This is a genomic window from Pedobacter sp. PLR, from assembly GCF_026239675.1.
Taxonomy (GTDB): domain Bacteria; phylum Bacteroidota; class Bacteroidia; order Sphingobacteriales; family Sphingobacteriaceae; genus Pedobacter.
In genome coordinates this window covers 274,711-299,135 of the sequence record NZ_JAPIVQ010000002.1, presented here as the reverse complement: position 1 = coordinate 299,135, position 24,425 = coordinate 274,711, and the positions used below count along the sequence as shown (strand labels likewise).

General features: G+C 41.0%; 23 protein-coding genes. 7 read left to right on the top strand and 16 right to left on the bottom strand.

Annotated elements, in window-relative coordinates:
• The first annotated feature begins 36 nt into the window (after window positions 1-36).
• Window positions 37-600, top strand: coding sequence for a crossover junction endodeoxyribonuclease RuvC (gene ruvC, locus OQX61_RS04870; RefSeq protein ID WP_265840553.1), 564 nt, complete (start codon window positions 37-39; stop codon window positions 598-600).
• 123 nt (window positions 601-723) lie between these two features.
• Here the strand turns inward: ruvC and OQX61_RS04865 are convergent, their stop codons facing one another.
• The 10 genes from OQX61_RS04865 to OQX61_RS04820 all read right to left on the bottom strand — a co-directional run bounded on the left by OQX61_RS04865 (window position 724) and on the right by OQX61_RS04820 (window position 7,860).
• Window positions 724-1,575, bottom strand: a complete 852-nt coding sequence (locus OQX61_RS04865; RefSeq protein WP_265840552.1) for a DUF4349 domain-containing protein — start codon at window positions 1,573-1,575, stop codon at window positions 724-726.
• Between the two features lie 144 nt (window positions 1,576-1,719).
• Window positions 1,720-1,935, bottom strand: coding sequence for a hypothetical protein (locus tag OQX61_RS04860; RefSeq protein ID WP_265840551.1), 216 nt, complete (start codon window positions 1,933-1,935; stop codon window positions 1,720-1,722).
• Between the two features lie 152 nt (window positions 1,936-2,087).
• Window positions 2,088-2,972 (bottom strand): ATP synthase F1 subunit gamma, encoded by an 885-nt coding sequence (atpG, locus tag OQX61_RS04855; RefSeq protein ID WP_265840550.1) that lies wholly within the window; start codon window positions 2,970-2,972, stop codon window positions 2,088-2,090.
• 28 nt (window positions 2,973-3,000) lie between these two features.
• Entirely contained in the window at window positions 3,001-4,575 is a 1,575-nt protein-coding gene (gene atpA / locus OQX61_RS04850) for a F0F1 ATP synthase subunit alpha (protein ID WP_265840549.1), read from the bottom strand.
• Between the two features lie 51 nt (window positions 4,576-4,626).
• Window positions 4,627-5,175 (bottom strand): ATP synthase F1 subunit delta, encoded by a 549-nt coding sequence (gene atpH / locus OQX61_RS04845; RefSeq protein WP_265840548.1) that lies wholly within the window; start codon window positions 5,173-5,175, stop codon window positions 4,627-4,629.
• A 31-nt stretch (window positions 5,176-5,206) separates the two neighbouring features.
• Window positions 5,207-5,701, bottom strand: a complete 495-nt coding sequence (gene atpF / locus OQX61_RS04840) for a F0F1 ATP synthase subunit B (RefSeq protein ID WP_265840547.1) — start codon at window positions 5,699-5,701, stop codon at window positions 5,207-5,209.
• Window positions 5,702-5,778: 77 nt separating this feature from the next.
• The gene (gene atpE / locus OQX61_RS04835) at window positions 5,779-5,988 is read right to left on the bottom strand and encodes an ATP synthase F0 subunit C (protein ID WP_062551197.1); all 210 of its coding nucleotides are present in this window, start codon (window positions 5,986-5,988) and stop codon (window positions 5,779-5,781) included.
• 40 nt (window positions 5,989-6,028) lie between these two features.
• Entirely contained in the window at window positions 6,029-7,183 is a 1,155-nt protein-coding gene (gene atpB / locus OQX61_RS04830; RefSeq protein ID WP_265840546.1) for a F0F1 ATP synthase subunit A, read from the bottom strand.
• A 14-nt stretch (window positions 7,184-7,197) separates the two neighbouring features.
• Window positions 7,198-7,587: a hypothetical protein gene (locus OQX61_RS04825; RefSeq protein WP_265840545.1), complete on the bottom strand. Its 390-nt coding sequence runs from the start codon at window positions 7,585-7,587 to the stop codon at window positions 7,198-7,200.
• Between the two features lie 51 nt (window positions 7,588-7,638).
• Window positions 7,639-7,860, bottom strand: coding sequence for an AtpZ/AtpI family protein (locus OQX61_RS04820; RefSeq protein WP_265840544.1), 222 nt, complete (start codon window positions 7,858-7,860; stop codon window positions 7,639-7,641).
• A 110-nt stretch (window positions 7,861-7,970) separates the two neighbouring features.
• Between OQX61_RS04820 and OQX61_RS04815 the strand changes: the two genes are divergently transcribed.
• From OQX61_RS04815 to uvrC, 3 genes are read left to right on the top strand one after another with little or no spacing between them, the layout of a single operon-like run.
• On the top strand, window positions 7,971-10,760 hold the full coding sequence (locus OQX61_RS04815; protein WP_265840543.1) for a tetratricopeptide repeat protein: 2,790 nt from the start codon (window positions 7,971-7,973) through the stop codon (window positions 10,758-10,760).
• Between the two features lie 2 nt (window positions 10,761-10,762).
• Window positions 10,763-12,985, top strand: coding sequence for a transglycosylase domain-containing protein (locus OQX61_RS04810; RefSeq protein WP_265840542.1), 2,223 nt, complete (start codon window positions 10,763-10,765; stop codon window positions 12,983-12,985).
• 24 nt (window positions 12,986-13,009) lie between these two features.
• Complete coding sequence (gene uvrC, locus OQX61_RS04805; RefSeq protein ID WP_265840541.1) at window positions 13,010-14,818, top strand: excinuclease ABC subunit UvrC; 1,809 nt, start codon at window positions 13,010-13,012, stop codon at window positions 14,816-14,818.
• 40 nt (window positions 14,819-14,858) lie between these two features.
• On the opposite strand, the gene gldN is transcribed toward uvrC, so the two are convergent.
• The 6 genes from gldN to OQX61_RS04775 form a co-directional block, all read right to left on the bottom strand.
• Entirely contained in the window at window positions 14,859-15,740 is an 882-nt protein-coding gene (gene gldN, locus OQX61_RS04800) for a gliding motility protein GldN (RefSeq protein WP_265840540.1), read from the bottom strand.
• 8 nt (window positions 15,741-15,748) lie between these two features.
• Window positions 15,749-17,287, bottom strand: coding sequence for a gliding motility protein GldM (gene gldM / locus OQX61_RS04795; RefSeq protein ID WP_265840539.1), 1,539 nt, complete (start codon window positions 17,285-17,287; stop codon window positions 15,749-15,751).
• A gap of 45 nt (window positions 17,288-17,332) precedes the next feature.
• Entirely contained in the window at window positions 17,333-18,142 is an 810-nt protein-coding gene (gene gldL / locus OQX61_RS04790) for a gliding motility protein GldL (RefSeq protein ID WP_265840538.1), read from the bottom strand.
• Between the two features lie 30 nt (window positions 18,143-18,172).
• On the bottom strand, window positions 18,173-19,534 hold the full coding sequence (locus tag OQX61_RS04785; protein ID WP_265840537.1) for an SUMF1/EgtB/PvdO family nonheme iron enzyme: 1,362 nt from the start codon (window positions 19,532-19,534) through the stop codon (window positions 18,173-18,175).
• Between the two features lie 222 nt (window positions 19,535-19,756).
• Complete coding sequence (locus tag OQX61_RS04780) at window positions 19,757-20,527, bottom strand: uroporphyrinogen-III synthase (protein ID WP_265840536.1); 771 nt, start codon at window positions 20,525-20,527, stop codon at window positions 19,757-19,759.
• A gap of 17 nt (window positions 20,528-20,544) precedes the next feature.
• Complete coding sequence (locus OQX61_RS04775; protein ID WP_265840535.1) at window positions 20,545-21,528, bottom strand: DUF4271 domain-containing protein; 984 nt, start codon at window positions 21,526-21,528, stop codon at window positions 20,545-20,547.
• Between the two features lie 432 nt (window positions 21,529-21,960).
• Between OQX61_RS04775 and hemW the strand changes: the two genes are divergently transcribed.
• The 3 genes from hemW (at window position 21,961) to OQX61_RS04760 (ending at window position 24,296) form a co-directional block, all read left to right on the top strand.
• Window positions 21,961-23,103 carry a radical SAM family heme chaperone HemW gene (gene hemW, locus OQX61_RS04770; RefSeq protein WP_265840534.1) on the top strand — a complete coding sequence of 381 codons (1,143 nt, stop codon included), beginning with the start codon at window positions 21,961-21,963 and terminating at the stop codon, window positions 23,101-23,103.
• 13 nt (window positions 23,104-23,116) lie between these two features.
• Complete coding sequence (locus tag OQX61_RS04765) at window positions 23,117-23,902, top strand: SDR family oxidoreductase (RefSeq protein ID WP_265840533.1); 786 nt, start codon at window positions 23,117-23,119, stop codon at window positions 23,900-23,902.
• 70 nt (window positions 23,903-23,972) lie between these two features.
• On the top strand, window positions 23,973-24,296 hold the full coding sequence (locus tag OQX61_RS04760) for a phage holin family protein (protein ID WP_265840532.1): 324 nt from the start codon (window positions 23,973-23,975) through the stop codon (window positions 24,294-24,296).
• Window positions 24,297-24,425: the final 129 nt, after the last annotated feature.

Sequence of the window (24,425 nt, the reverse complement as noted above, 5' to 3'; positions counted from 1 at the left end):
GCTTTTACTCTGTGCAAATATGCTTAATATTGTTCTATGTTGGTGGAAAAAAAGGAAAGGGTGATCATCGGGATAGATCCGGGCACTTCGATTATGGGGTATGGGGTGATATTGGAAAAGGGAAGTAAGATCGAATTGATTACCATGGGGATTGTCCGGATGGACCATTTAGATGACCATTTCTTAAAACTTCAACGCATCTTCGAAAAGACCATTGTCCTGATTGACGAGTATAAACCAGACGCGATGGCACTAGAGGCTCCCTTCTATGGTAAAAACATCCAGGTGATGCTGAAATTAGGTCGTGCGCAAGGTGTAGCGATGGCAGCAGCCTTATCCAGAGACATTCCGATCACGGAATACGCCCCGCGTAAAATCAAACAATCTATTACCGGTAGCGGAAGTGCAGGAAAAGAACAGGTAGCCGCGATGCTACAAACTTTACTTAAATTTAAAGAGACCCCACAGTTTTTAGATGCGACCGATGGTTTAGCCGTAGCCGTTTGCCATTCCTTTCAAAGGGTGAGTACTTCGGGTACAGGAAAATCTTATTCCGGATGGGAGGCTTTTGCAAAAGACAACAAAAAACGACTGAAGTAATTCAGCATAAGAAAGCATTCATCGAAATCAGATAATTCAAAAACAAACATGCCCAATCTGGATTTCCGGATTGGGCATGTTTGTTAAAAATGATGTTACCTAAACTTTTAGCGCTGTTAAAAACTAAGCAATGATCTTTCTCCTTTTGCGGTATTGCCTGTAGGCGATAAAAGCAGCCACGGCAACCAGGATCAACATCCAAAGATTTGCCAGGATCAATAAGAACTCCATAAAGATCACCCATCCATTCTGGATATTCAGGCCTAATCTTCTGAAAAATGAAGGACGGTAATCTGATAAATTATCATTGCCTACCACCAGTTTCTTCACGGTATTATCCTGATAAAAAGAAAGCGTGATGTCACTATATTTCACACGCTGATTGATCCTCATATTTTCAATTTTCTGGTCTACATAACTGTCCTTTAACTCCAGGGCAGTTTCCACATTATTGCTTTTCTTACTGGCGTGTTTATTTAACTGACCTACGGCTTCTACCCTGTTCTTGTTTTTCAATTCATTGGACAGGTAAGAAATGCTTTGATCATCCAGCTTCATAGATTGCTGGTCTACAAATACGGCCATACCTGCTACCTTATTGGTAAATTCATCCAATTTATCGGCTGGTATTTTGGCTACTACCGAACCTTCAGTACGGTAAGAAGTCAGTTCTAATAAGGAATCGGCGGAATAACGAACTTTTTCCGACTGGTACACATCGCTGTGAATAGAGAATTCGGCCAGGGTACCCCCTTCTGCTTTGATCAGATCGCCGAGTTTAACTTTAGTCTGCTGCACGTCTTTAACGCGAAAGCGCATATCGGCAGTCTTGATAATTTTTTCTGTCAGCGTGCTATCTGAAATTGCGAGGTTATTACTCACGGCATCTGAAGTATCCTCCCGATGAGCCCTGTCTCCCTGCTTGCAGGCGGCAAATAAAAGGGCTATAGCGCAATAAACAATATACTTCTTCATAGGATCAATAGTTAGGTTTCTTCTTAATACAGCGGGGCTGATAAGGTAACCTAAGAAACTAACCCGTCATGGAAATGTGACCTCAAAAAAAAATCCTCAGCAACCGGAGTTGATGAGGATTTCAGAGATGATAGTTAATTAAAACTAGGCATCCAATATCTTGAACACGCCTTTACAAGCGATGAATGCACCGACAAACAAGATCGCCCATGACACCAATGATAAGGTCATTGAATCACCTGCAAAACGCAAATAAACGCCTACAACGCTAATTACAATTCCTACAGCCATTAATTTATAGATGGATGTCTCGTTAGCTCTTTTCATGCTAGGTGTATCGTGCTTTGGTCTCTGTTCCATAGTGTTTTCTATTTATGGCACAAAAATAATATTAATTAACCAAAAAGCGATATAACAGGAGGATAAATTTCAATCTCTCGTAAAACGTTACCAATCTAAATAAAAAAAGCCCTTATCCGTGTGGATAAGGGCTTTAATACGTTGATGGAGTATTACCCGTTTAGTGCAGCTGCACCACTTACAATCTCTGTAAGCTCTGTAGTAATTGCAGCCTGACGTGCCTGATTGTAAGAAAGCTTTAACGCTTTAATCAAATCACCAGCATTTTCAGTTGCTTTATCCATTGAAGTCATACGGGCACCATGCTCAGAAGCATGAGAATCCAATACTGCTTTGTATACCTGAGTTTTGATCGACTTAGGGATCAACTGCGATACGATTTCCTCCTGAGAAGGCTCCATGATGTAATCAACTGCATGAGCAGCTGCTGCACCTTCGGCAATTTCAGTTTTAGGAAGAGGCAATAACTGTTCAGTAGTTAAGATCTGAACTGCCGCATTTTTAAACCTGTTGTATACTAACTCTACTTTATCAAATTCACCTTTTTCAAAGCCTTCCATGATCGAACTGGTGATCCTGGTTACATTTTCAAAAGTAAGCGCAGCATATACTTCATGATTATTTCCAATAACATTGTATCCACGTTTCTCGTAGAAATCATGTGCTTTCTTACCGATAGCGACGATACTCACGTTACCTTTTTTGTATTGTTCGCTATATTTTTCCGAGATTAAATTGTTGGATTCTTTAATCACGTTCATGTTAAAGGCACCAGCTAAACCACGGTTAGAAGAAACCACTACAATCAATACCTTATTTGGTTCACGTTCCTGAATATACGGAGACGATGATCCTTCTAAGCTCGCTGAAAGATTTCCTAGGATTTCTTTCAACTTTGTAGCATACGGACGTAGCTGAACAATCGCATTGGTCGCACGCTTCAACTTCGCAGCCGAAACCATTTTCATGGCCTTGGTGATCTGCTGTGTAGATTGCACCGATGTTATACGAATTCTTACTTCTTTTAAATTAGCCATTCTTTTTTATTCTTCAGTCAAGAGTAATTTAGTATTTGCTGGAAAGCTCTTTTGCTACAGTTTCCAATACTCCGGTAATTGCATCATCAAATTTACCAGCTTTTAAAGCTTTTAAAGTCTCCGGGTGACGTAATTCCAATTGTTGTAAGTACTCAGCTTCGAATTCCTTTACTTTATTGATAGGAACTGAACGCATTAAGTTTTTAGTACCAATGTAGATGATTGCTACTTGTTTCTCCACAGTAACTGGTGAGAACTGACCTTGTTTAAGGATTTCCACGTTACGTGAACCTTTATCAAGTACAGATTTAGTAGCTGCATCAAGGTCAGAACCGAATTTAGAGAACGCCTCTAACTCGCGGTATTGAGCCTGGTCTAATTTCAAAGTACCAGCAACTTTTTTCATTGATTTGATCTGCGCATTACCACCTACACGAGATACCGAGATACCAACGTTAATAGCCGGACGAATACCTGCGTTGAACAAGTTAGTTTCTAAGAAGATCTGTCCGTCAGTAATCGAAATTACGTTTGTAGGGATATAAGCAGAAACGTCACCAGCCTGAGTTTCGATAATAGGAAGTGCAGTTAATGAACCACCACCTTTAACGATACCTTTCAGAGATTCAGGAAGGTCATTCATTGCTTGTGCGATATCATCGTTAGAGTTGATCTTTGCAGCACGCTCTAACAAACGACTGTGAAGGTAGAACACGTCACCAGGATAAGCCTCACGGCCCGGTGGACGACGAAGTAATAACGACACCTCACGGTAAGCAACAGCTTGTTTAGACAAATCATCATAAACAATTAATGCTGGTCTACCTGTATCACGGAAAAATTCACCGATCGCAGCACCTGAGAAAGGAGCGTAGAACTGCAATGGAGCAGGTTCAGCAGCAGAAGCAGCAACAACAACCGTATATGGCATTGCACCGTTTTCTTCTAATGTACGTACTACGTTTGCAACAGTACTTGCTTTTTGACCACAAGCTACATATATACAGTAAACAGGGTTACCTGCTTCATAAAATTCTTTTTGGTTGATGATAGTATCGATACAAACCGCAGTTTTACCAATCTGACGGTCACCAATAACCAACTCACGTTGACCACGACCGATTGGAATCATACCATCAATCGCTTTGATACCTGTTTGTAAAGGTTCAGTAACCGGCTGACGGTAGATTACACCCGGAGCTTTACGCTCGATAGGCATTTCATACGTCTGTCCAATGATTGGTCCTTTACCATCGATTGGCTCACCCATCGTGTTAACTACACGACCTAACATACCTTCACCAACTTTAATAGAGGCAATTTTCTTAGTACGTTTAATCGTATCACCTTCTTTGATCGTGTCAGACGGGCCTAATAAAACCACACCAACATTATCTTCTTCAAGGTTCAAAACAATACCTTGTAAGCCGTTTTCAAATTCAACTAACTCACCGGATTGAACTTTAGTTAAACCATAAACACGGGCAATACCATCACCCACCTGCAATACGGTACCAACTTCTTCAAGTTCTGCTTCTGATTTAAAGCCCGCCAATTGTTGCCTGATAATTGCCGATACTTCGTCTGGTCTTACCTCTACCATAATTTTATATTATTTCTTAGTATATGTTATCTTCTATTTTAAATACTCAGGTTAAACAATGCCCTGAGCAAATTCTTTTTTAAGTTTATTCAAACCGCTGGCGATACTTGCATCAAATTGCTTGTCTCCAACTTTCAAAATAAATCCGCCAATCAGTTTGTCATTAACTTTTTCTTTAATCACAACTTCATTAGCGCCTGCTTCTTTTTTCACCAAAGCTACGATCTCTGTTCTGTTTGCATCAGTCAGCTCGATTGCCGAAGTAACTTCTGCAGTAACAATCCCTTTGATGGCATTGTATTGCTGAATAAAGGATTTTGCCATTCCAAATAAGATCGCTGAACGTCCTTTGCTAACTACCAGTTTAAAGAAGGCTTTGGTTAACACATTAACTTTGGTTCCAAATACATCTTCTAAAATTCCGGCTTTCTTATTCAAGGGAACGATAGGGTTATTAAGGATAGCTTCCAATTCTGGATTCTGATCGATCACCTGATCTAAAAGCACCATATCATTTTTGATTTCTTCTAAAGAGTTCTGCTCTTTAGCAAGGTCAATCATTGATTTGGCGTATCTCGATGCTGCTTTATTTTCTAACATTTTTATCTAATTTGGCTAAATAAACTACTGACTAGTTTAATTCAACGTCTTTTAAAAGATTAGCAACTAAATCCTGCTGAGTAGCTTTGTCCTGTAATTGATTACGCAGTACACGTTCTGCGATATCTAATGATAAAGAAGAAACCTGGTGTTTCAATTCTGCTAAAGCAGCTTTCTTTGAATTCTCAATTTCAATCTTAGCTTTCTCAATTAACTTAGCACCTTCAGTCTGAGCAGAAGTTTTTGCTTCATTAATGATACTATCTTTAAGCATTTTCGCTTCTTTCAAAATCAAGTCACGTTCTGCACGCGCAGATTTCATTAACTCTTCATTTTGAGAAGTTAAACGAGCCATCTCTTGTTTTGCTAATTCAGCTTTGCTTAATGCTTCGTCAATCGATTTTTCGCGTTCTTTAATTGCTGCAAGAATAGGTTTCCAGGCAAATTTTGCCAATAGGAACATTAGCAATAAGAAAGCAATGGATTGAAAGATAACTAGGCCGAATTCAGGTAATAATAATTCCATCTGTATATGTATAAAATATTTTGTTCTTTTTTAACAATAAATGGTACCAGATATCGCTATCTGGCACCGTTTAATTTCTAGCCATTACCCATTAGGGCAACTACTACTGCGAAAAGCGCAACAGCTTCAACGAAGGCAGCAGCGATTAACATTGCAGTTTGAATTTTAGAGGCAGCTTCTGGTTGACGAGCAATACCGTCCATAGCTGAACCACCAATACGTCCGATACCTAGACCAGCGCCAATCGCAGCTAATCCTGCACCAATTGCAGCAATACTTCCTGTAATCATGATTTTATATATTAATTGTTGTTAAAAATTATTCTAATTAATGGTGATCTTCAATTGCCATACCGATAAACAGGGCAGACAGGATCGTAAAAATAAAGGCCTGGATAAATGCCACCAGCAATTCGATTCCACCGATAAATACAGCGAAGGCGATAGAGATTGGCGCAATGTATAAACTGTTAAATACAAACACAAGGCAGATTAATGACAACACCAAAATGTGTCCTGCAGTAATGTTAGCAAACAATCGAATCATCAGGGCGATAGGCTTGGTAAAGATACCGAACAACTCTACCGGAACCATAACGATATACATCCACCATGGTACATCAGGCATAAAGATGTGTTTCCAGTAATATTTATTACCGTTAAACACCGTCAGGCAGAACGTAGCCAGTGCAAGGATCATCGTTACTGCGATGTTACCCGTTAAATTGGCACCACCAGGTAAGAATGGAACTAAGCCCAACATGTTATTAAACCAGATAAAGAAAAACACGGTTAATAAGTACGGCATAAAGCGCTCGTATTTATGACCTAAGTTTGGAATAGCGATATCATCACGTACAAACAAGATGATCGGCTCCATCCATGACTGGATTCCTTTTGGTGACTTTCCTTTGTTAGTTCTATATCCTTTAGCTACGTTTAAGAACACAACTAATAAAATGATAATAGAGATAAACAAGGTGACCACATTTTTTGTAATCGACAAATCCAGCGGGCGTGCATTTGTGGCATGATGCTTCTCATCTAAATTTACAAACTGACCGTGCTCATTAGCAACGTCAGATGCATAATAGATTTTCTCGTGCATCTTCACAAAGCGTTGTCCTTTCCGCTCTACTACTACTTTAGCTTCATCATCGCGAACAACTTTTCCGTCCTCCAGCGTGGTGAAATCAGCAGAACTGAAGTTTACAACACCAGCTTTGGTGTACAAAATTACCGGAAGGTCGATGTAGGTATGTCCGATTACATGCCAGCTATGCGAATCCGCAATGTGGTGTAGTGCAAACTTACCAATGTCAAACTTTTTCTCAGCTGCCGGCTGGGCATGAGAACCTTCTGTTACTTGTGCTGTGTCAACCTGTGCGAAAGCCGCAGGCGTAACAGAAAAAAACGCTAAAAAGAGCGTAAAAACAACAATTAACCTCTTCACTTTAAACTCAAAAACGTGGCTACAATCCATTTACTCGCAGATTTTTACTTTTTATTTTGGTGGCGCAAGTTACGTAACAAACAGTATATTTCAAAGAAGCTGAACAATAAATATAAAGAAAAAAAGTTCAGCACGAAAACAAAGCCGTTTTCCTTGCTCTTAAGGCTGTAAATCAGCACAAAAGCCATGGCGAAAATCATCTTCAGTGCAATTGACCCCATTATGGCCATTACGCCAACATCAGGATTGCGTTTTAAGCCCAAATCTGCCACGCCGTAAGCGATATAGGTGATCCCGGCTAAGAAGCCAAACACCAGCCAGAATTTAGGTACTAAGATCAACTGATCAGGAAATATAGAAGGAAGGGCATAAGCGATGCCACCGAGAAAGGCGCAAAACGCTAAATAATAAAGGGTAAACCGTGTTAAACTCAAATCAGTATCTATTTTTTTACAAAAGTAAGGATTTACAACGGCTTTAAATAATCAGTTTGAGTTTTTATTTAGTTGTTTTACAACCTGATACAGAGACACTACTACTCCTAAAAGTCCTAAAATAGCAGTGTAGATCGGTTGCTTAGTATGCTGGTATTCGTCAATTTTATAGCCTGCAAACGCAAAAACGCCAATTGTGGCCAGCATTTGAAAACTGATCGAAGAATACTTCGCGAAATTATTAACGTTTTTTTTCTCTTCGTTTGGGTCCATAGGAATAAAAATCTAATACAAATAAAACCTAAATTGTTAAGAACTTAGTGCTGAATAAAATACTTTTGTATATATTTTGTTGTTTATAAGCTTTAACTCAACCTATTTTTTTGAAAAATTACGCAATCAACTCTCTAAAGGTAATTCTGTTTATCTTCTGTTCCTGCCTTCTATATGCCTGTAGTTCCAATAAGGATACTGCCGCAAGCAGGGCCATGCAAAACCTGACTTCCAGATATAACTATATATACAATGCCAATATGATCCTGAATCAACATCAGGAAGAACTGGCAGAGGCTTATGCCGACAATTACGACGAGGTGCTACCTGTTTATATCAATCCTGAAGCCTATGACATTTTCAATGATCAGCCAGGTGGCAACATGCCGGACATGGAAGAAATCATCAAAAAGGCAAGGGTATTATTGTTGGAAAAAACCTATGGCAACTATCAGGACGACGCTTACCTCCTGCTCGGCAAAGCCAACTATTATAAAGGGAACTACTTTAATGCAGAAGAATACTTCGATTATACGGCTAAAACATACCCTAATCTTATCAAAAGCCAGGTACAGGCCTTAGATTGGAAAGCCAGAAGTTTGATGCAACTGGGTAAATACAGTGAAGCAGCAAAAGTGCTGGACACCTTATCTAACACGATTTCCAGCTTAAAAAGTAATAAAGCAGAGCCATTGGCTACCATTGCGCAAATCTATATCCACCAACGCATGGCAACAGAGGCCATCGAAATGCTGCAACAGGCCATCCGCGCCAATCCTTCCAAGTCAAATCGCATCCGTTGGAATTACATCCTCGCACAGTTGTATGAAAAACAGGAAAACTACAATGAAGCCTTACGCTACTACCGTAAAGTAGAGAAAAGTAATGCCCCGTTTGAAATGTATTTTAATGCCAATCTTAACCGCATTAAGCTGAATGCCTTTATGAGTGGCGTCAAAATAAACAAGCAGCAACAACTGCTGGCCATGCTCAAAGACGATAAAAACGAGGATTACCACGACCAGATCTATTATCAGGTGGCTGAAAGCTATGCCCGTGATGAAAATTATACGGAGGCTGATAAATACTATAAGCTATCGCTGCGCAACAGCACAAAAAACATGTACCAGAAAGGCCTCTCCTATTTAAAGATTGCTGATCTGAACTTCAAACATTTCCATAATTACCTGAATGCGAAGGCCTATTATGACAGCACCGTAAACACGCTGCCAAAAACATACCCGGGTTATGAGCTGATTGTAAAAAAGAATCAGAACCTGGAATACCTGACGGACCGTTACGAGCTGATTGCCTTACAGGACACCCTGCAATCCCTGGCTAAGCTCCCGGAAGCGGAGCGTTTGGCCAAAGTGCGCTTACTGGTTAATCCGGTGATTGCGCCGGAAAAAACGGCAAGTCAGGCCACAAACAATCCTTTAAATCCCATTCCTACCAGCAATGATCCGCGTAAGAAGGGCCCTGCGCCAAGCAATTTTTACTTTGCCAACCTGACCGCCGTCAGCACAGGCTTTAACGACTTTAAAAAGAAATGGGGCAACCGTAAACTGGAACTTAACTGGCGCCAAAGCATTAAATCTTCGGCTCAGGAAACCAATCAGGGCATTACTAAAAATTATGCGACCAATAATGCGGTTGTAAATCCAGACCAAACCGGTCAGGCACTGCCGGATTCTGCTACTAAAATGAAAGCCTTATTAGCCGAAATCCCGACCAGCCCGGCGCTATTGGCAAAATCAGATCAAAAAGTACTGGATGCCTATTATGAAATCGCCAATTTCTACCTGCAAGAGCTGAACAGCCCTAAAGAAGCAGCTGAAGTATACGGGTTAATACTCAATCGTTTCCCTGCAAACGATCGCCTTGCCTCGATCTATTACGGGCTGTTTTTAGCAAATAAGACCTTAGATCCGGCAAAATCGGAGGTTTATAAGCAAAAAGTACTGAAAGATTTCTCCAGCTCATCTTATGCAAAAACCATCCTTGACCCTTCTTTCTCACTGAAACAATCAGAAATAGAAGTAGCGGTCAATAAGCAATACAATGAGCTGTTTGAGCGATATGAGCAAAAAGACTTTGCGGCTGTGATCCTAAAAGTAGATGAGGTACTGCAAGCCAGTCCTGACAACTATTTAGCCCCACAATTTGCCTATTTAAAAGCCATTGCCATCGGTAGAACATCACATGTTGACCAGCTGATCACAGCTTTTGAAAAGATAAAAATCAACTTCCCGAACGATCAGTTGATTGTACCTTTAGTAAAAGACCATTTGAGTTATATCAACGAGCATCTGGAAGAATTCAGAAAAAGAGCGATTGCGCTTGCTGATTTCGACGCTAATGAACCGACCTTCTTTGCAAAGCAATTCCCAATGAAGATCGCTCCTAAAGCCGGCCAGGACGAGGGCCCTCCTCAGGTAATTCCCTTTATACCTCAAAATCCGGTAGCGGAGATCCCTGTAAAAGAAACACCAGCGGCTGAAAAACCAGCTATACCAGCACCGGCAGTGAAGGCAGAAGGAATTTTTAATACCGCAATCTCTAAACAATATTATTACGTGGTACACGTGGCTGACGGCTCTTTAACGCTCAGTTCTTCCCGTTTTGGCATCGGTCAATTCAACCGCGGAAACTATGCTGAAAACAATCTCCGTCATCAATTGAAGGAATTTGACAATGATCAGCTTATATTTGTAGGAAACTTTGGTACTTTCGACGACGCAAAAACGTACTCGGATGGTATAAATCCACAGTTAAAACAGATCATGAAAGTCCCTGCTAACCTGTACAACAGCTTTATCATCAGCAAAGAAAACTTTGATAAACTCAGCAGCAAGGACTTATTGAATAAGTACCTTGAATTTTATAAAAACAACTATTAACAATGAACAAACCACTTTCGCAAGAAGACATCAGAAGGTATAATTTCAACATCTGGAAGCTCTTAATTGCAGGAATCGTTTTATTCGCTCTTTTTATCGTCTCCGTTGGTTTTGGCTTGTTCGGTGAACTTCCTTCTTTCAGAGACATTGAACATCCTAAAAGCAATCAAGCCTCAGAAGTCATCACCGAAGATGGCAAAATACTGGGCACTTACTTTGTACAAAACAGATCTAATGTCACTTACGACAAGATCTCTCCGAATGTCATCAATGCTTTAATCGCTACTGAAGATATTCGATTTAAAGAACACTCAGGTATTGACTTTAAACGTACGTTTACCATCTTTTTCTATGCCATCATCGGTAAGAAGCAAGGGGGAAGTACCATTACGCAACAGCTGGCACTCAACCTTTTTTCTGAAGAAGGAAGGCAAAGGAACTTCGCCAAGCGTATCCTGCAAAAATTCCAGGAATGGGTAATTGCCGTGAAACTGGAGCGTAACTATACCAAAGAAGAAATTATCGTGATGTATTTAAACACGGTAGATTTCGGAAATCAGGCTTATGGAATTAAATCTGCTGCCAGAGTATATTTCAATACGACACCGGATAAGTTAACGGTTGATCAGGCGGCTACCTTGGTGGGCATCCTGAAAGGGATCACCAGATATTCTCCTACCCGTAATCCGGAACGCGCATTGGCCCGTAGAAATACGATTATGGGATTAATGGTGAAAGCGGATTTCTTAACCGAACAGGATTATGAAAAACAAATCGAAAAACCATTAGGTCTTCGTTTCAGCGCGGCTACCGTAAATGATGGTATTGCCCCTTATTTCAGAGCAGTAGTGAAAAATGATATTAAAAAACTCTTTTTGGAGCGTTCGATCCTAAAATCAGACGGTACACCTTATGATCTGGACAGGGATGGTCTTAAAGTGACGACAACCATTAACTACGAGATGCAGGTTTATGCAGAAGAGGCACAAAGGGAATACATGAAAATCCTGCAGGCATCCTTCTTCCAGAGCTGGAAAGGCAAAAATCCTTTCAAAGGGAAAGAAATGCAGATCGAGCAGGGTGTCAGAAGATCCGACAGGTACAAAGCATTGCAGCTGGAAGGAAAATCAGCAGAAGAAATTAAAGCAGACTTCAACACTCCTACCAGATTGAGTATATTCACCTGGAAAGGAAATATCGATACGCTGATGAAGCCAATCGACTCTGTAAAATACTATAAATTGCTATTGAGAAACGCGATGATGGCGATGGATCCGCAATCCGGATATGTGAAAGCATGGGTTGGCGGGATCAATTACGAGCATTTTAAATACGATCAGGTAAAGATGGGAACCAGACAGGTAGGTTCCACAGCTAAACCTTTCACCTATGCTGTAGCCATTGAAAACGGATACTCTCCATGTTTCAGCGTATTAAATGAGCCGGTAACAATTGAGACTCCGGGGAGTCCACCATGGACACCAAGATCTTCAGGAACCGTTCCCGGCTACCTGACCTTACAAAAAGCGCTGGCACTATCGCAGAATTATATTGCGGCTTACCTGATGAAACAGGTAGGACCAGTTGCCGTAGCTACTCTGGCTAAGAAAATGGGGATTACCTCTGAAGTACCAGCCTCCCCTTCTATTGCTTTAGGCTCTTTTGATGCTTCCGTATATGATATGGTAGGTGCTTATAGTGTATTCGCCAATAAAGGAGTCTGGAAAAAACCGACTTACATCTTAAAAATACAAGATAAAAATGGCGTCGTGCTATTCAATGACACGCCTATTCCAGTGCCTGCAATGAATGAAGAAGTTGCCTATGTGATGACCCGAATGTTGCGCGGTGTAATTACCAATGGAACAGGATGGAGCTTATCCGGGAAATATGGCGTAACCGGACCTATCGGTGGAAAAACCGGTACTACGAATGCCAACTCTGATGGTTGGTTTATGGCCATTACGCCACAACTTACTGCAGGCGTATGGACCGGTTGTGAAGACCGTGCATTCCACTTTACCAGTACCAGACAGGGCTCTGGTGCGGCTACAGCCTTACCAATCTATGCCGGTTTTATGAAACGTGTATACGCCAGTAAGACCTTAAATATGAGCAAAGCTGATTTTGAACCGCCGAAAAATGGAACGACCATTACCTTCGACTGTGACCAATACCAGCAGCAGGAGCAACCTACAGAACTTGACGAGAAGCTAGGATTCTAGCTTTTCTTAAATTAAGCGATTTCCATGAGTACTTTTGAGTATAAAAAAGTATTGGCCGACATCCCCCATAAGCCTGGTGTATACCAGTACTGGGATGTGGAGGATACGTTAATATATATCGGCAAGGCCAAAGACCTGAGAAACCGGGTGGGTTCCTATTTTAATCAGGACAAGCAGCTCAATGGGAAAACCAGGGTGCTCGTGTCTAAAATCAGGAAAATCACCTTCACCATCGTGGATACCGAGATTGATGCCTGGCTATTGGAAAACAGCCTGATCAAAAAGCATCAGCCGAGGTATAACATCATGCTGAAGGATGATAAGACCTACCCCTGGATCATCATCAAGAAAGAACCTTTCCCAAGGGTATTCTGGACGCGGAATATGGTAAAGGATGGCTCTACCTATTTCGGTCCTTATGCCTCGGTAGGTATGATGCATACCATTCTTGACGTCATCAAAGAAACCTATAGCCTGCGTACCTGTAATTTACCACTGACGGATAAAAACATCAGTGACGGGAAATTCAAAGTATGCCTGGAATACCAGATCGGAAACTGTAAAGGACCTTGTCAGGCTTACCAGGACGCCATAGATTACAATAAAAATATTGAAGAGATCAAAGACATTCTGAACGGAAAGATCGGGAGTGTGATCAGGGAGGTTAAGCAAATTGTGAAAGATGCGGCAGCGGATCTGAACTTTGAGCTTGCCCATCAATATCAGAAGAAACTCGTGATGCTCGAAAAATACCAGAGCAAATCTACCGTAGTGAGCAGTTCCATCACCAATATTGATGTGGTGAGTATTGCTTCCGATGAGCGTTATGCTTTTGTGAATTACCTGAAGGTGATGAACGGTAGTATCATTCAGACCCAGACGATAGAGATTAAAAAGAAACTGGATGAAACGGATGAAGAGCTGTTAACGCTGGCCATTACGGAATTCCGAACCAAGTTCAACAGTACTTCGAAAGAGATCGTGATTCCTTTTGAAATCGCGCTGGAGGATAAAAACATCAAATTTACCGTTCCTAAACTAGGGGAAAAGAAAAGCTTACTGGAGCTTTCTCAGAAAAACGTTTTGTTTTTCAAAAAAGAGAAGCTGAACCAGTATGAGAAACTGAATCCTGATTTAAGAACAGACCGCATTCTGACGCAACTGCAAAAGGACCTTGGCCTGAGCGAACTGCCAAAGCACATCGAGTGTTTTGACAACTCCAACTTCCAGGGTGCCTATCCGGTATCGGCCATTGTGGTATTCAAGGATGCAAAGCCATCGAAAAAAGACTACCGACATTTTAACGTGAAAACTGTGGAAGGGCCCAATGATTTCGCCACCATGGAAGAAGCCGTATACAGGCGATATAAGCGCATGTTAGAAGAAGAGGGTACATTGCCCCAATTGATCATCATTGACGGCGGTAAGGGCCAGTTATCCTCTGCTGTGACCAGTTTGAAAAAGCTGGGGATTGAACACAAGGTGGCCATCGTTGGTATTGCCAAAAGACTGGAAGAATTGTTCTTCCCCGGTGATCCTTATCCTTTGTATCTGGATAAGAAATCGGAGAGTCTGAAGCTGATCCAGCAACTGCGTGATGAAGCCCACAGGTTTGGGATTACCTTCCACCGCAAGAAACGCGATCAGGGCACTTTAAAAACCGAACTGGAAGAAATAGAAGGCATTGGTAAGACCACTGCTGATAAACTCCTGCGTCATTTTAAATCCGTTAAAAAGGTTCGTGAAGCAGAGGTTTCTGAATTGCAGAAAGTGCTGAATAAAGCACAATTGGCAGCGCTAACGAATTTCTTCAGCAAAGATTCAAATCCATAAAAAAATCCGGTCTCTTTTGAAGACCGGATTTTTTTATGAATTAATATTCCCAAAGACTTTGTTCAAAGTCTGCAATAGACTTCTTAATCTTTTCTGATTCGTATAGTTTTCTTGGATCTTTAATGTCGGTTAATCCTAACATATCCACAATAGTTTTATTGCCGGGATTCGTTTCTTTCACTACATAACTAGAGAATAAACGTCTCACGAAGAAATCATCAAAAGTCAATACTGAAGCATCATTACCCGGATTCATCAGTTTCTTCTTAGTCAGCAGTTCTCTTGCATCATCATAGTAGATCCAGAAAACCGGCTGCCAGTTGCCTTCCACCAATTTCATCGGTGCAATACCAACAATTCTAGGTTCAAAAACCGAACGTTTAGTATCCAGAATCCAGTCCTCTTTAATTCTATATTTCAGGAATTCATCAGGTCTGAATCTTTTTAACGTTGGTTCAGCAATCTTACCTGTAGTGGCATCAGGAGTTCCTTCTGATACGCCACGCATACTTTGAAGTGCTTCCGTTGCGGTCATGGCAATCTTGAAAGAATCATTGTCTTCCAGCAATTTCCCTGAGGTGGTATCTTTCGGTGAATAAGCCGTCAGTTCCTCATTGGTTACTGCTTCCAGTAAAACATCAATCAGTCTTGCACCTTCTGCTTTCAATACAGAGTTGATGGTATCTCTTAAATCGATCTCACGCCAAATTCTTTTGGAGTAAAACACATCCTCTTCCCTCACATCGGCAAAAGGAACCATTACGGCACTATCTACATCTTTTCTAGCTGTAAAGCCGTCTTTTGGTGGCGTCTTTATCTTTGCCTTCTTTACTGTACTTTTCGTAACAGGAGGAATTGCTTCCTGCGCTGATGCGGTCAATCCAAATAACAGTAATGCCGAAATACTTAAAATGTTTTTCATATTCAATCCTATTTTGCACTAAATGTGATGCCATCCAACACGCGTTGACGACCGTCAGGGCCTTCACATACAATATCTTTAAAGATCACCGTAGCCCCTGGTTTAATCGAATTTAGTGCCCCTTTTACCTGGCCATTAAATCCTGCACCACTATTTTGTATCGTTACAGCATCAGATCTCGGGTTGATAAAAGTAGCACCGAATCTGATCACCTTATATTTTACATCGAAAACGAAATCATCCAGTTGAGTATCCAACAGACCGGCATTTTCCAGCCACTCCAGGTCTACACTACCACCAGATTTACCTTTCACCAAAGCTTTAGGTGTTGGCAAAGCTTTTACGCGGAACTTCTGAGAGCCCAGGTTTAAAGATTTACCCCCTGAGTTTGCAGAAACGTTAATGTTCACTTCTTTTCCTACCTGTGCACCACTAACGTTAACCGTAAATTTACCACTACCGCCAGAGATGGTTCCACCGTCTATACTTGCTTTTACACTTTCCATTGGAAAGCCTGCTGCAGAAACAGAGAATGGATTTGGAATACCGGCATAAATAACGTTCATTTTGTCAGGAGACACCGTTGCAGAAGGCTTTGCCACCTGATAAGATTGCTCAGGCGTTCTGTATTCTACGACTTTACCATCTGTTTGTTTTACGCGGATGGTACCAGACCATTTGAACACCCCCACACTACCTGTGTTACCGGTATAAGTAGCTTTACCATCTTTTACAGACAGCGGGTTTGAATTTACATAGATATCCGGGTTAGACTTCGAATCGCTGGCTGTTAAAAATACCTGCGCGGTATAAGGTTGTCCCTGGATCACATAAGAACTTGGTGCAACAGCAACCGCGTCAAACTGATCTAAATTAACCAATGCCTTATCCATGTCTCCGAATAATCTTTTCACCACTTCGGCTTCTGCATTTTTCACATCCGACTGCAATTTAGTCAGGATGGTATTTGCTGCTGTTAAAGGCGTACCCTCACCAAAGTTAATGTCTGCCCAGTTTTTCTTCCCGTTGATCGCTTTCTCTGCATTTTTAGCTTCCAGAGAAAAAGTCACGCTTTTGCGGGCTTCTACCGGAAGTAATGCAATTAACTTTTCGCGGGTTTCATTGATTTTCTTTTGAAGTTCATCACCCTTTTTCTGGTTGATCATGATGCCCTGAGCGATGTCCAGGTTAGAACGTTCCGTTAAATCACCGGTTTCCGGGTCAATTCCTTTTCCTTCTACTACAAACTGATCTTTCAGTTTCTGGATATAATCATTTAGTTCAGCAGCATAAGTTTTTGCTTTATTCGCTTTCTCCCAGATGGGTTGTGCCCTTGCAGGCTCTTCTTTAAGTTTTGTATTTTGAAATGCTGCGAACAATTGATCGATGCTGCTGCTGACATTATTTTTTGAAGTCAGCAAGCTATCATTGATGTTCTTAAAAGCATTAAGTATCGTATCTGATACGTTCAAGGCAAGCATAGCTAACAATACCAAATACATGATATTGATCATCTTCTGCCTTGTTGTTTGTTTTCCGCCTGCCATTTTTAATTAAGTCTGATGATTAAATGAACACTAATTAAATACGGATTAAACACGTGGCTGATTCATTGCCGACAACATGTTACCATAGATTGCATTTAAAGAACCTAAGTTTTTAGCCAGTTTCCCAACTTCTTCCTTAAATTGTTTAGAATCTTCCATAGAATCATTAAAGTTATCCATGGTTGTTGCGATGTTCTGATAGAACTTATTCATTGATTTCAGGTGGGCACTAGAGTCCTGCAATTCCAATTCATAAACCGCGTTCAGGGCGCCTAAATTTTTAGCTAAGGCATTCACCTGCTCATGGTATGACCTGGAAGCACCGGCACTTTCGCCGATTTCCACCAATTGGCTGGTCGCTTTAGAGAAAGCACCATTCAAGGCATCAAAGCTTGTTGAAGCAGTTTTAACTTTTCCTGCAAACTCTGCTGTTGCGGTTGAAGCATCAGCTACATTAGAAATGGTTGCTACTTTTTCACCAAAAGTACGCAGGCCATTACCCAGACTTTCGATTAACTCAGGACCAATTTTTGCATCAGTTAACATTTTATCCAATGCCGCTGTGGAAGAAAATCCTGACGCTTGTCCGCCACCTCTTACTGTAGCTGTTGGCAATTCGCCTGTATAATCATCCCTCAATTCAGGGTATACTTTTTCCCAGGCTGGTTCTGGCTCTGGCTGGATGAATCCGGTTAAAGCAAAAAGGATTGCTTCTACTCCTAATCCAACTCCAATCATGTAATTACCCCATACACCACCAAGGTGAAGGATTTTGAAAAGCGCGCCAAGAATAACCACGCTGGCTCCCAGCGATATTGCCAGGTGCATTTTATCGAATTTGCGGTTTGCTACCATTTTTAAGGATGAGTTTGGTATATATTGTTTTTAGTTTCTATTCCTGATATCAGATCCCGGGTAAGCGGAAATACATCTGAAGCCGATATAAGATCTGGCCTGATCCTGGTACTCATAAGTACCAACAGAGTTTTGAAGGAAAAATCCGATATCTTTCCATGAACCACCTCTTACCACTTTTCGCTTCAGGTATTTACTATCTGCAGTTTTAGCAACGTAAGTAAAGTTTGGATTGAAATCGAGCAATAAAGGTGCAGCGGATTGGTTGTAAGCAGTAACGGTCCATTCGGCAACGTTTCCAGCCATATTGTACAAGCCATAATCATTCGGGAAATAAGACTTCACGTTCACAGTATATAAACCGCCATCATCAGAGTAGTTTCCGCGTCCGACTTTAAAATTCGCCTGCATACATCCTTTGGTATTGCGGATATAGGGTCCACCCCAGGGATATTTTGTTTTCACATTACCACCTCTTGCTGCATATTCAAATTGTGCATCACTTGGCAACTGGTATTCTGGTCTGGAGTTTAACGGTTGTTTTCTGGCTACGGCTACCGATTCATAGAAACGGGTACGCCATACACAAAATGCTGTTGCTTGTTCCCAGTTTACACCTACTACCGGATAATCATCATAAGAAGGGTGGTTAAAATAAGTTTTCACCATAGGATCATTCTGAGAATAAGAATAATCTACTTTCCAAACCAGGGTATCCGGGTAAACACTTACAGAAGGAAACTGGTTTGATTTATCAGGATCAGGAAGATCGGAATAGGTCACGATAAAATCCTGTCTTTTTTTAGTTGGATCTTTACGGCCTTCAGCTTCCAGATCGGTACTTTTATAGCTATAAGCATATCTCAGCTTTCTAACGTCAATTTCTGTTCTACCTGGCAGGGCATCAGCACCGCTATAGTACATATCGGTTAGTTTGGCGCCAAAACCACCATTTTTTCTACTCCATAGCAAAGAGCCGTTGCCAACTTTTTTCCAGTCGATATAACGTTCCGATGCAGAAGTAGGACCTGCATTTGCAGGAACTTGTTTATAAAAATTAGCGGCTACAGTTGGACCGAGCGTAGTGACGGCAACAGAATCTCTTACCCAGTTCACGAACTGTCGGTATTCTGCATTAGAGATCTCCGTTTGATCCATGAAGAAAGCGCTAAAAGAGGTCATGCGACTTGGGGAGGTCTGCGAATTGTTAATGTCCTCATCAGACATTCCAATTAAGGTTCTTCCTGGTGGTACATACACCATTCCTAAAGGCACACGGTTATTCTTAAACTTCTTATTGTATACCCCAACCAACTCGCCCTGGCCGCCTTTTCCGCAGCTAGCTAGAAGTATTGTTGCTATAAATCCCAAAAAGTAGATGTTTCTCCTCATATATTCCCATCAATTTTATAGCAATTTTATATATTAAGATTCACATTTACAACTATTAAGCCATAAAAATACGGGGAAAGATAATAATGAACAGGAAAAACCGTTCAGTGGAACTCAGCAATCCCCTGTCGGAAAGTGCTTTCTACTTCAGATTAAAAAACCATAGCCCTCAAAAAAAAGATAGAATAAATTGCGCTAAAACGCGCAATTTACAGTCTAACGTTATTTATTGGACTTTTTGATATAATTTTCGATGGCCATAATCATGGATGGAGCTTCCGGTGAAGGTGCTGCAATATCTACGATTAAACCAGCATCACTTATGGCTTTATGGGTGTTTACACCGAATGCTGCAAAGCGGGTATTGTTCTGTTTGTACTCCGGAAAATTAGTGAAGAGCGACTGAATACTGGACGGACTAAAGAAACCGATCACATCATAAAAAACTTCGGCCAGATCAGAAAGATCAGAAACCACTGTTCTAAACAATACGGCCGGGGTAAAGTCATAGCCATTCTTCTGTAAGAAGTTCATGGTATCTTCCGTTGCCATATCAGAGCATGGGTAAAGGAATTTATCGTTGGAATGCTTCTTCAACACTTCTGCCAAATCAGCAGCAGTTTGTTTACCGAAGAAAATCTTACGTTTCCTGTACTGGATATATTTCTGGAGATACAAAGCGGTAGATTCTGAAATACAGAAATACTTCAGGTCAGCAGGGACGTCGTACCTCATTTCTTCACAAATTCTGAAAAAATGGTCTACGGCATTTCTGCTGGTAAACACTACTGCAGTAAAATCACTCAAAGTGATTTTGTCTTTTCTGAAATCTCTGGCTGGAATTCCTTCAACATGAATGAATGATCTAAAATCAATTTTCAGGTTGTACTTCTTTGCCAAATCAAAATAAGGAGACTTCTCTGTTTCCGGTTTTGGTAAGGTGATCAGTATACTTTTCACTTTACGTAACCTATCTTCTGTCTTTTCTTGCATTTTACCTAATTACCGCTTTAAAATCCTATTGCCTTGATTAATATTAATATAGGGCAAATTTCGAGGGCACAAAAGTACAAAAACAAATACACTTTAGAAAATCTATAATGAGATAAAATATTTATCCCGGCCCTAATAAACTGAAAAATAAAGATAATTGCGAGAAGTACAAAAGAAGCTACTACATAGTAAGCTCCATACCTTAAAGGAGATAAGGCAAAAGCAATTACCAGGGGGATGAAAACTAAGGAGAGGTTAAAGTAACTTAAATATAATATGGAAACGTATTCATTAACGGCTTTTTGCACTTCAAAAAGATAACCTAAAAGACGTAAAATGAGAATTTTCACGACGTATAACACGACAATAAGGATAGAAATACTGACATAAAACTGAAAACCACTACTCACAAAAGCAAGGTGATAATACTGTGAAACGAGGTAAAAAAACATCCCTAAAGTGAATCCGAACTGTACAAACAGGAGTAGAAAAGGCCACGATGTAAACAAATTATCTTCCCTGTTCAGGTTATTCAGTACCCGATTACTAAAGAATGACTGAACAATACTTTGCAATTGTTTGGAGAAAGAAATTTTTAAAGCGGCGAATATGGCGAGTAAAACCACCAGTACGACGAGCACCCAACGCTCTCCTCTGGGCAATGGTTTGCCGGTACGAAAGGCAGAAACTTTCTTTAAATCTCCAATTTCCTGGAATCGGTGTAACAGAGAGGTACGGCCGGTTGTATTTGCTTTAACGATACTGTCGATAATGATGTTTTTATTGATCAGCGAATCGGGCAATATCCAGGTATGTGTGATGATCGAATCGGTCACAAATCTTTGTCTGGCAAAGTATGCCGCATCCTTCAATACTTTCTTTGGTAAGGCGGTGCTGACCTGCAGTGTATCCGCAGCAACATCAGGAGTCTGAGCGTAACCTTTAGAAAAGCAAGCCATACAAAAAAAGGACAGCAGCAGGATGATGCGATTTGTATTCATTGCTGCAAATTTAAGTTAAAAATGCATTAGTTTCCCAACGGTTTTCAGATCCCGCTTTAGCGGCAAAAAAAACGGTTGAAATCTATCACTTTGGTAGTGGTCGGGTTGTAGTCGGGAAGAACGGCATGTTGGAAAGGGGTACCCTACAGGTTCAGTAACGGTTGCTGGCACTTTGGTGTAGGTTTACCTATCCAGACCCTTTCTGAACCGTAAGTCAACCGTACGGCAAATAAACGCTCTTCCCGACCAGTATCAGCGCACTTTTCAGGCTTTTAAACCCGAATCTAAACCCTGTTTTTCAACCAGACTTCTGGCGATATTCCGGTTTCAATCAGAAAGAAAAGATTGTGTTTTCAATATTGAACAGTCTTAAAACGATACGCTTTAGAAAGGATTTTCCGTTAGCCCTTTAAATTTATTTACTTTTGTTAAATGTCCGGTATCTATATCCATATTCCATTTTGCAAAAAGGCCTGTACTTATTGCGATTTCCATTTCAGCACCTCCTTAAAATACGTTGATGAGATGACTGATGCGATTTGCACAGAGATCATTAAGAAAAAGGACAGGGTTGCCGACCATCAGATAGGCAGCATTTACTTTGGCGGAGGCACTCCTTCCGTACTCCCTACCGCAGCATTTGAAAAGATTTTCAGTACCCTGACTAAGCATTTTTCCATTGCTTCGGATGCGGAGATTACTATTGAAGCCAATCCTGATGATCTGGACGCTAAAAAAATCAAGGAATTGAGACAATTGCCAGTCAACCGTTTCAGTATTGGCATCCAGTCTTTCTTTGAGGAAGACCTGATCTGGATGAACCGTGCACACAACGCACAGGAAGCGGAGGATTGTATCAAAAGAAGTCAGGATGCCGGATTTGAGAATTTAAGCATTGACCTGATTTATGGATACCCCCTGCTCACCGACCAGAAATGGCTGAGCAATATCAATAAAGCCATTGAATTCCAAACCCCACATATTTCCGCTTATTCCTTAACGGTAGAACCCAGGACAGCGTTGGCCAGTGCCATCAAAAGAGGTAAACAAACGCCGGTAAATGAGGAACAAAGTGCAGCGCAATTCATTACGATGATTGATAAGCTAAAAGAAGGCGGTTTTGAACATTATGAGATTTCTAATTTTAGCAAGCCCGGTAAGTATGCAGTTCACAATACCAATTACTGGCGTGGCATCCCTTATATGGGCATCGGCCCTTCTGCACATGGCTTTGATGGCCACACCCGTTACCTGAATATAGCCAATAATGCGGCTTATTTAAGTGACATCAGAGAAGGTCGTTTACCTGAAACCATAGAAACGTTAGACCTGTACGACAGGTTTAATGAGTACATCATGACTTCCTTACGCACTATGTGGGGAACCAGTCTGGATAAAATTACTGCCGATTTTGGCAAGATATTCCTCGCAGATACGCTGAAAAGCATCAAACCATTTATCGAAAGGAAATGGCTGGTAAATGAGGCAGCTCATTTAACTTTAACCTTAGACGGGAAGTTATTTGCAGATCATATTGCCTCAGAATTGTTTATCATTCCGGAAGACCACCGTTAAAATAGCCCTACAAATGAAAGATAAAGTGATATGGATCACCGGAGCCTCATCCGGCATAGGAGAAGCATTAGTTTATGCCTATAGTGAGCTGGGCGCTAAACTGATCATTTCTTCCCGAAACAGGGATGAATTGTTCCGCGTAAAAGGCAACTGTAAAAGCAAAATGAATGTCCATGTATTGTCGCTGGACCTGGAGAATACCGCAGCGCTTGCAGAAAAAGCAACAGAGGCCATCCGGATTTTCGGAAAGATAGACCTGTTGATCAATAGTGGCGGGATTAGTCAGCGGGGACTGGCATTAGAAACAGACCTTGCCGTAGAACAGCGCCTGATGAACGTCAACTTCTGGGGTACTGTCGCTTTGAGCAAAGCAGTATTGCCAGCAATGATTGCCAATGGCGGCGGTCATATTGTTTGCATCAGTAGCCTGACAGGTAAGTTTGGCACTAAGCTTCGCTCTGCTTATTCGGCATCTAAACACGCTTTACATGGTTATTTTGACTCTTTAAGATCAGAGGTATATGATCAGGGGATTCACATTACCATCGTATGCCCGGGTTTCATTAAAACTAATGTTACGCTTAATGCTTTAACACCTTCCGGCGCTCCACAAGGAACAATGGACGAAGCACAAGAGGCTGGAATGTTGCCGGAAACCTGCGCCAAAATGATTGTAAACGCGGTTAAACTGCGCAAAGAAGAGGTTTATATCGGAGGAAAAGAAGTTAAAGGGGTTTGGTTGAAGCGATTCTTCCCTCTAAAATTCTCTAAATACATAAGAACTGCAAAAGTAACTTAATCAATTGATACAGCTGATCTTAATATTTTTGGATTGATTTTTGACCCCATGAAAGTTCAAAAATAAAGCTATGAATTTTATCATCACTCTCCTTGTCAATGCCGGTGTTTTACTGGGCATGACCTATGTACTCCCTAGCGTAAGAGTTAAAAATTACGGTACAGCAATCGTTGTTGCCTTAGTGATTGGCTTACTAAATGCCACTTTAGGCTGGGTACTAAGAGTACCACTGAATGTCGTTACTTTAGGATTTCTATCCTTCTTTGTTCATTTAGTGGTGACTGCTGTGATGATCAAATTAGCAGACAAGCTGTTTGACGATTTCGAAGTTACCGGATTTGTACCTGCACTAATCATCGCTCTGGTGATGGCCATAGTTGGTGTGATCCTTTAAACTACCTTGTTCAAAAGAGAGCCTGGTTGTATCAGACGCAAACGTTTGCGCAAATATTTTTAATAGACTAGAAAACATCCGGTTATAAAACATAACTGCATAAAAAAGCGGCCTTTCGAATGGTTATTC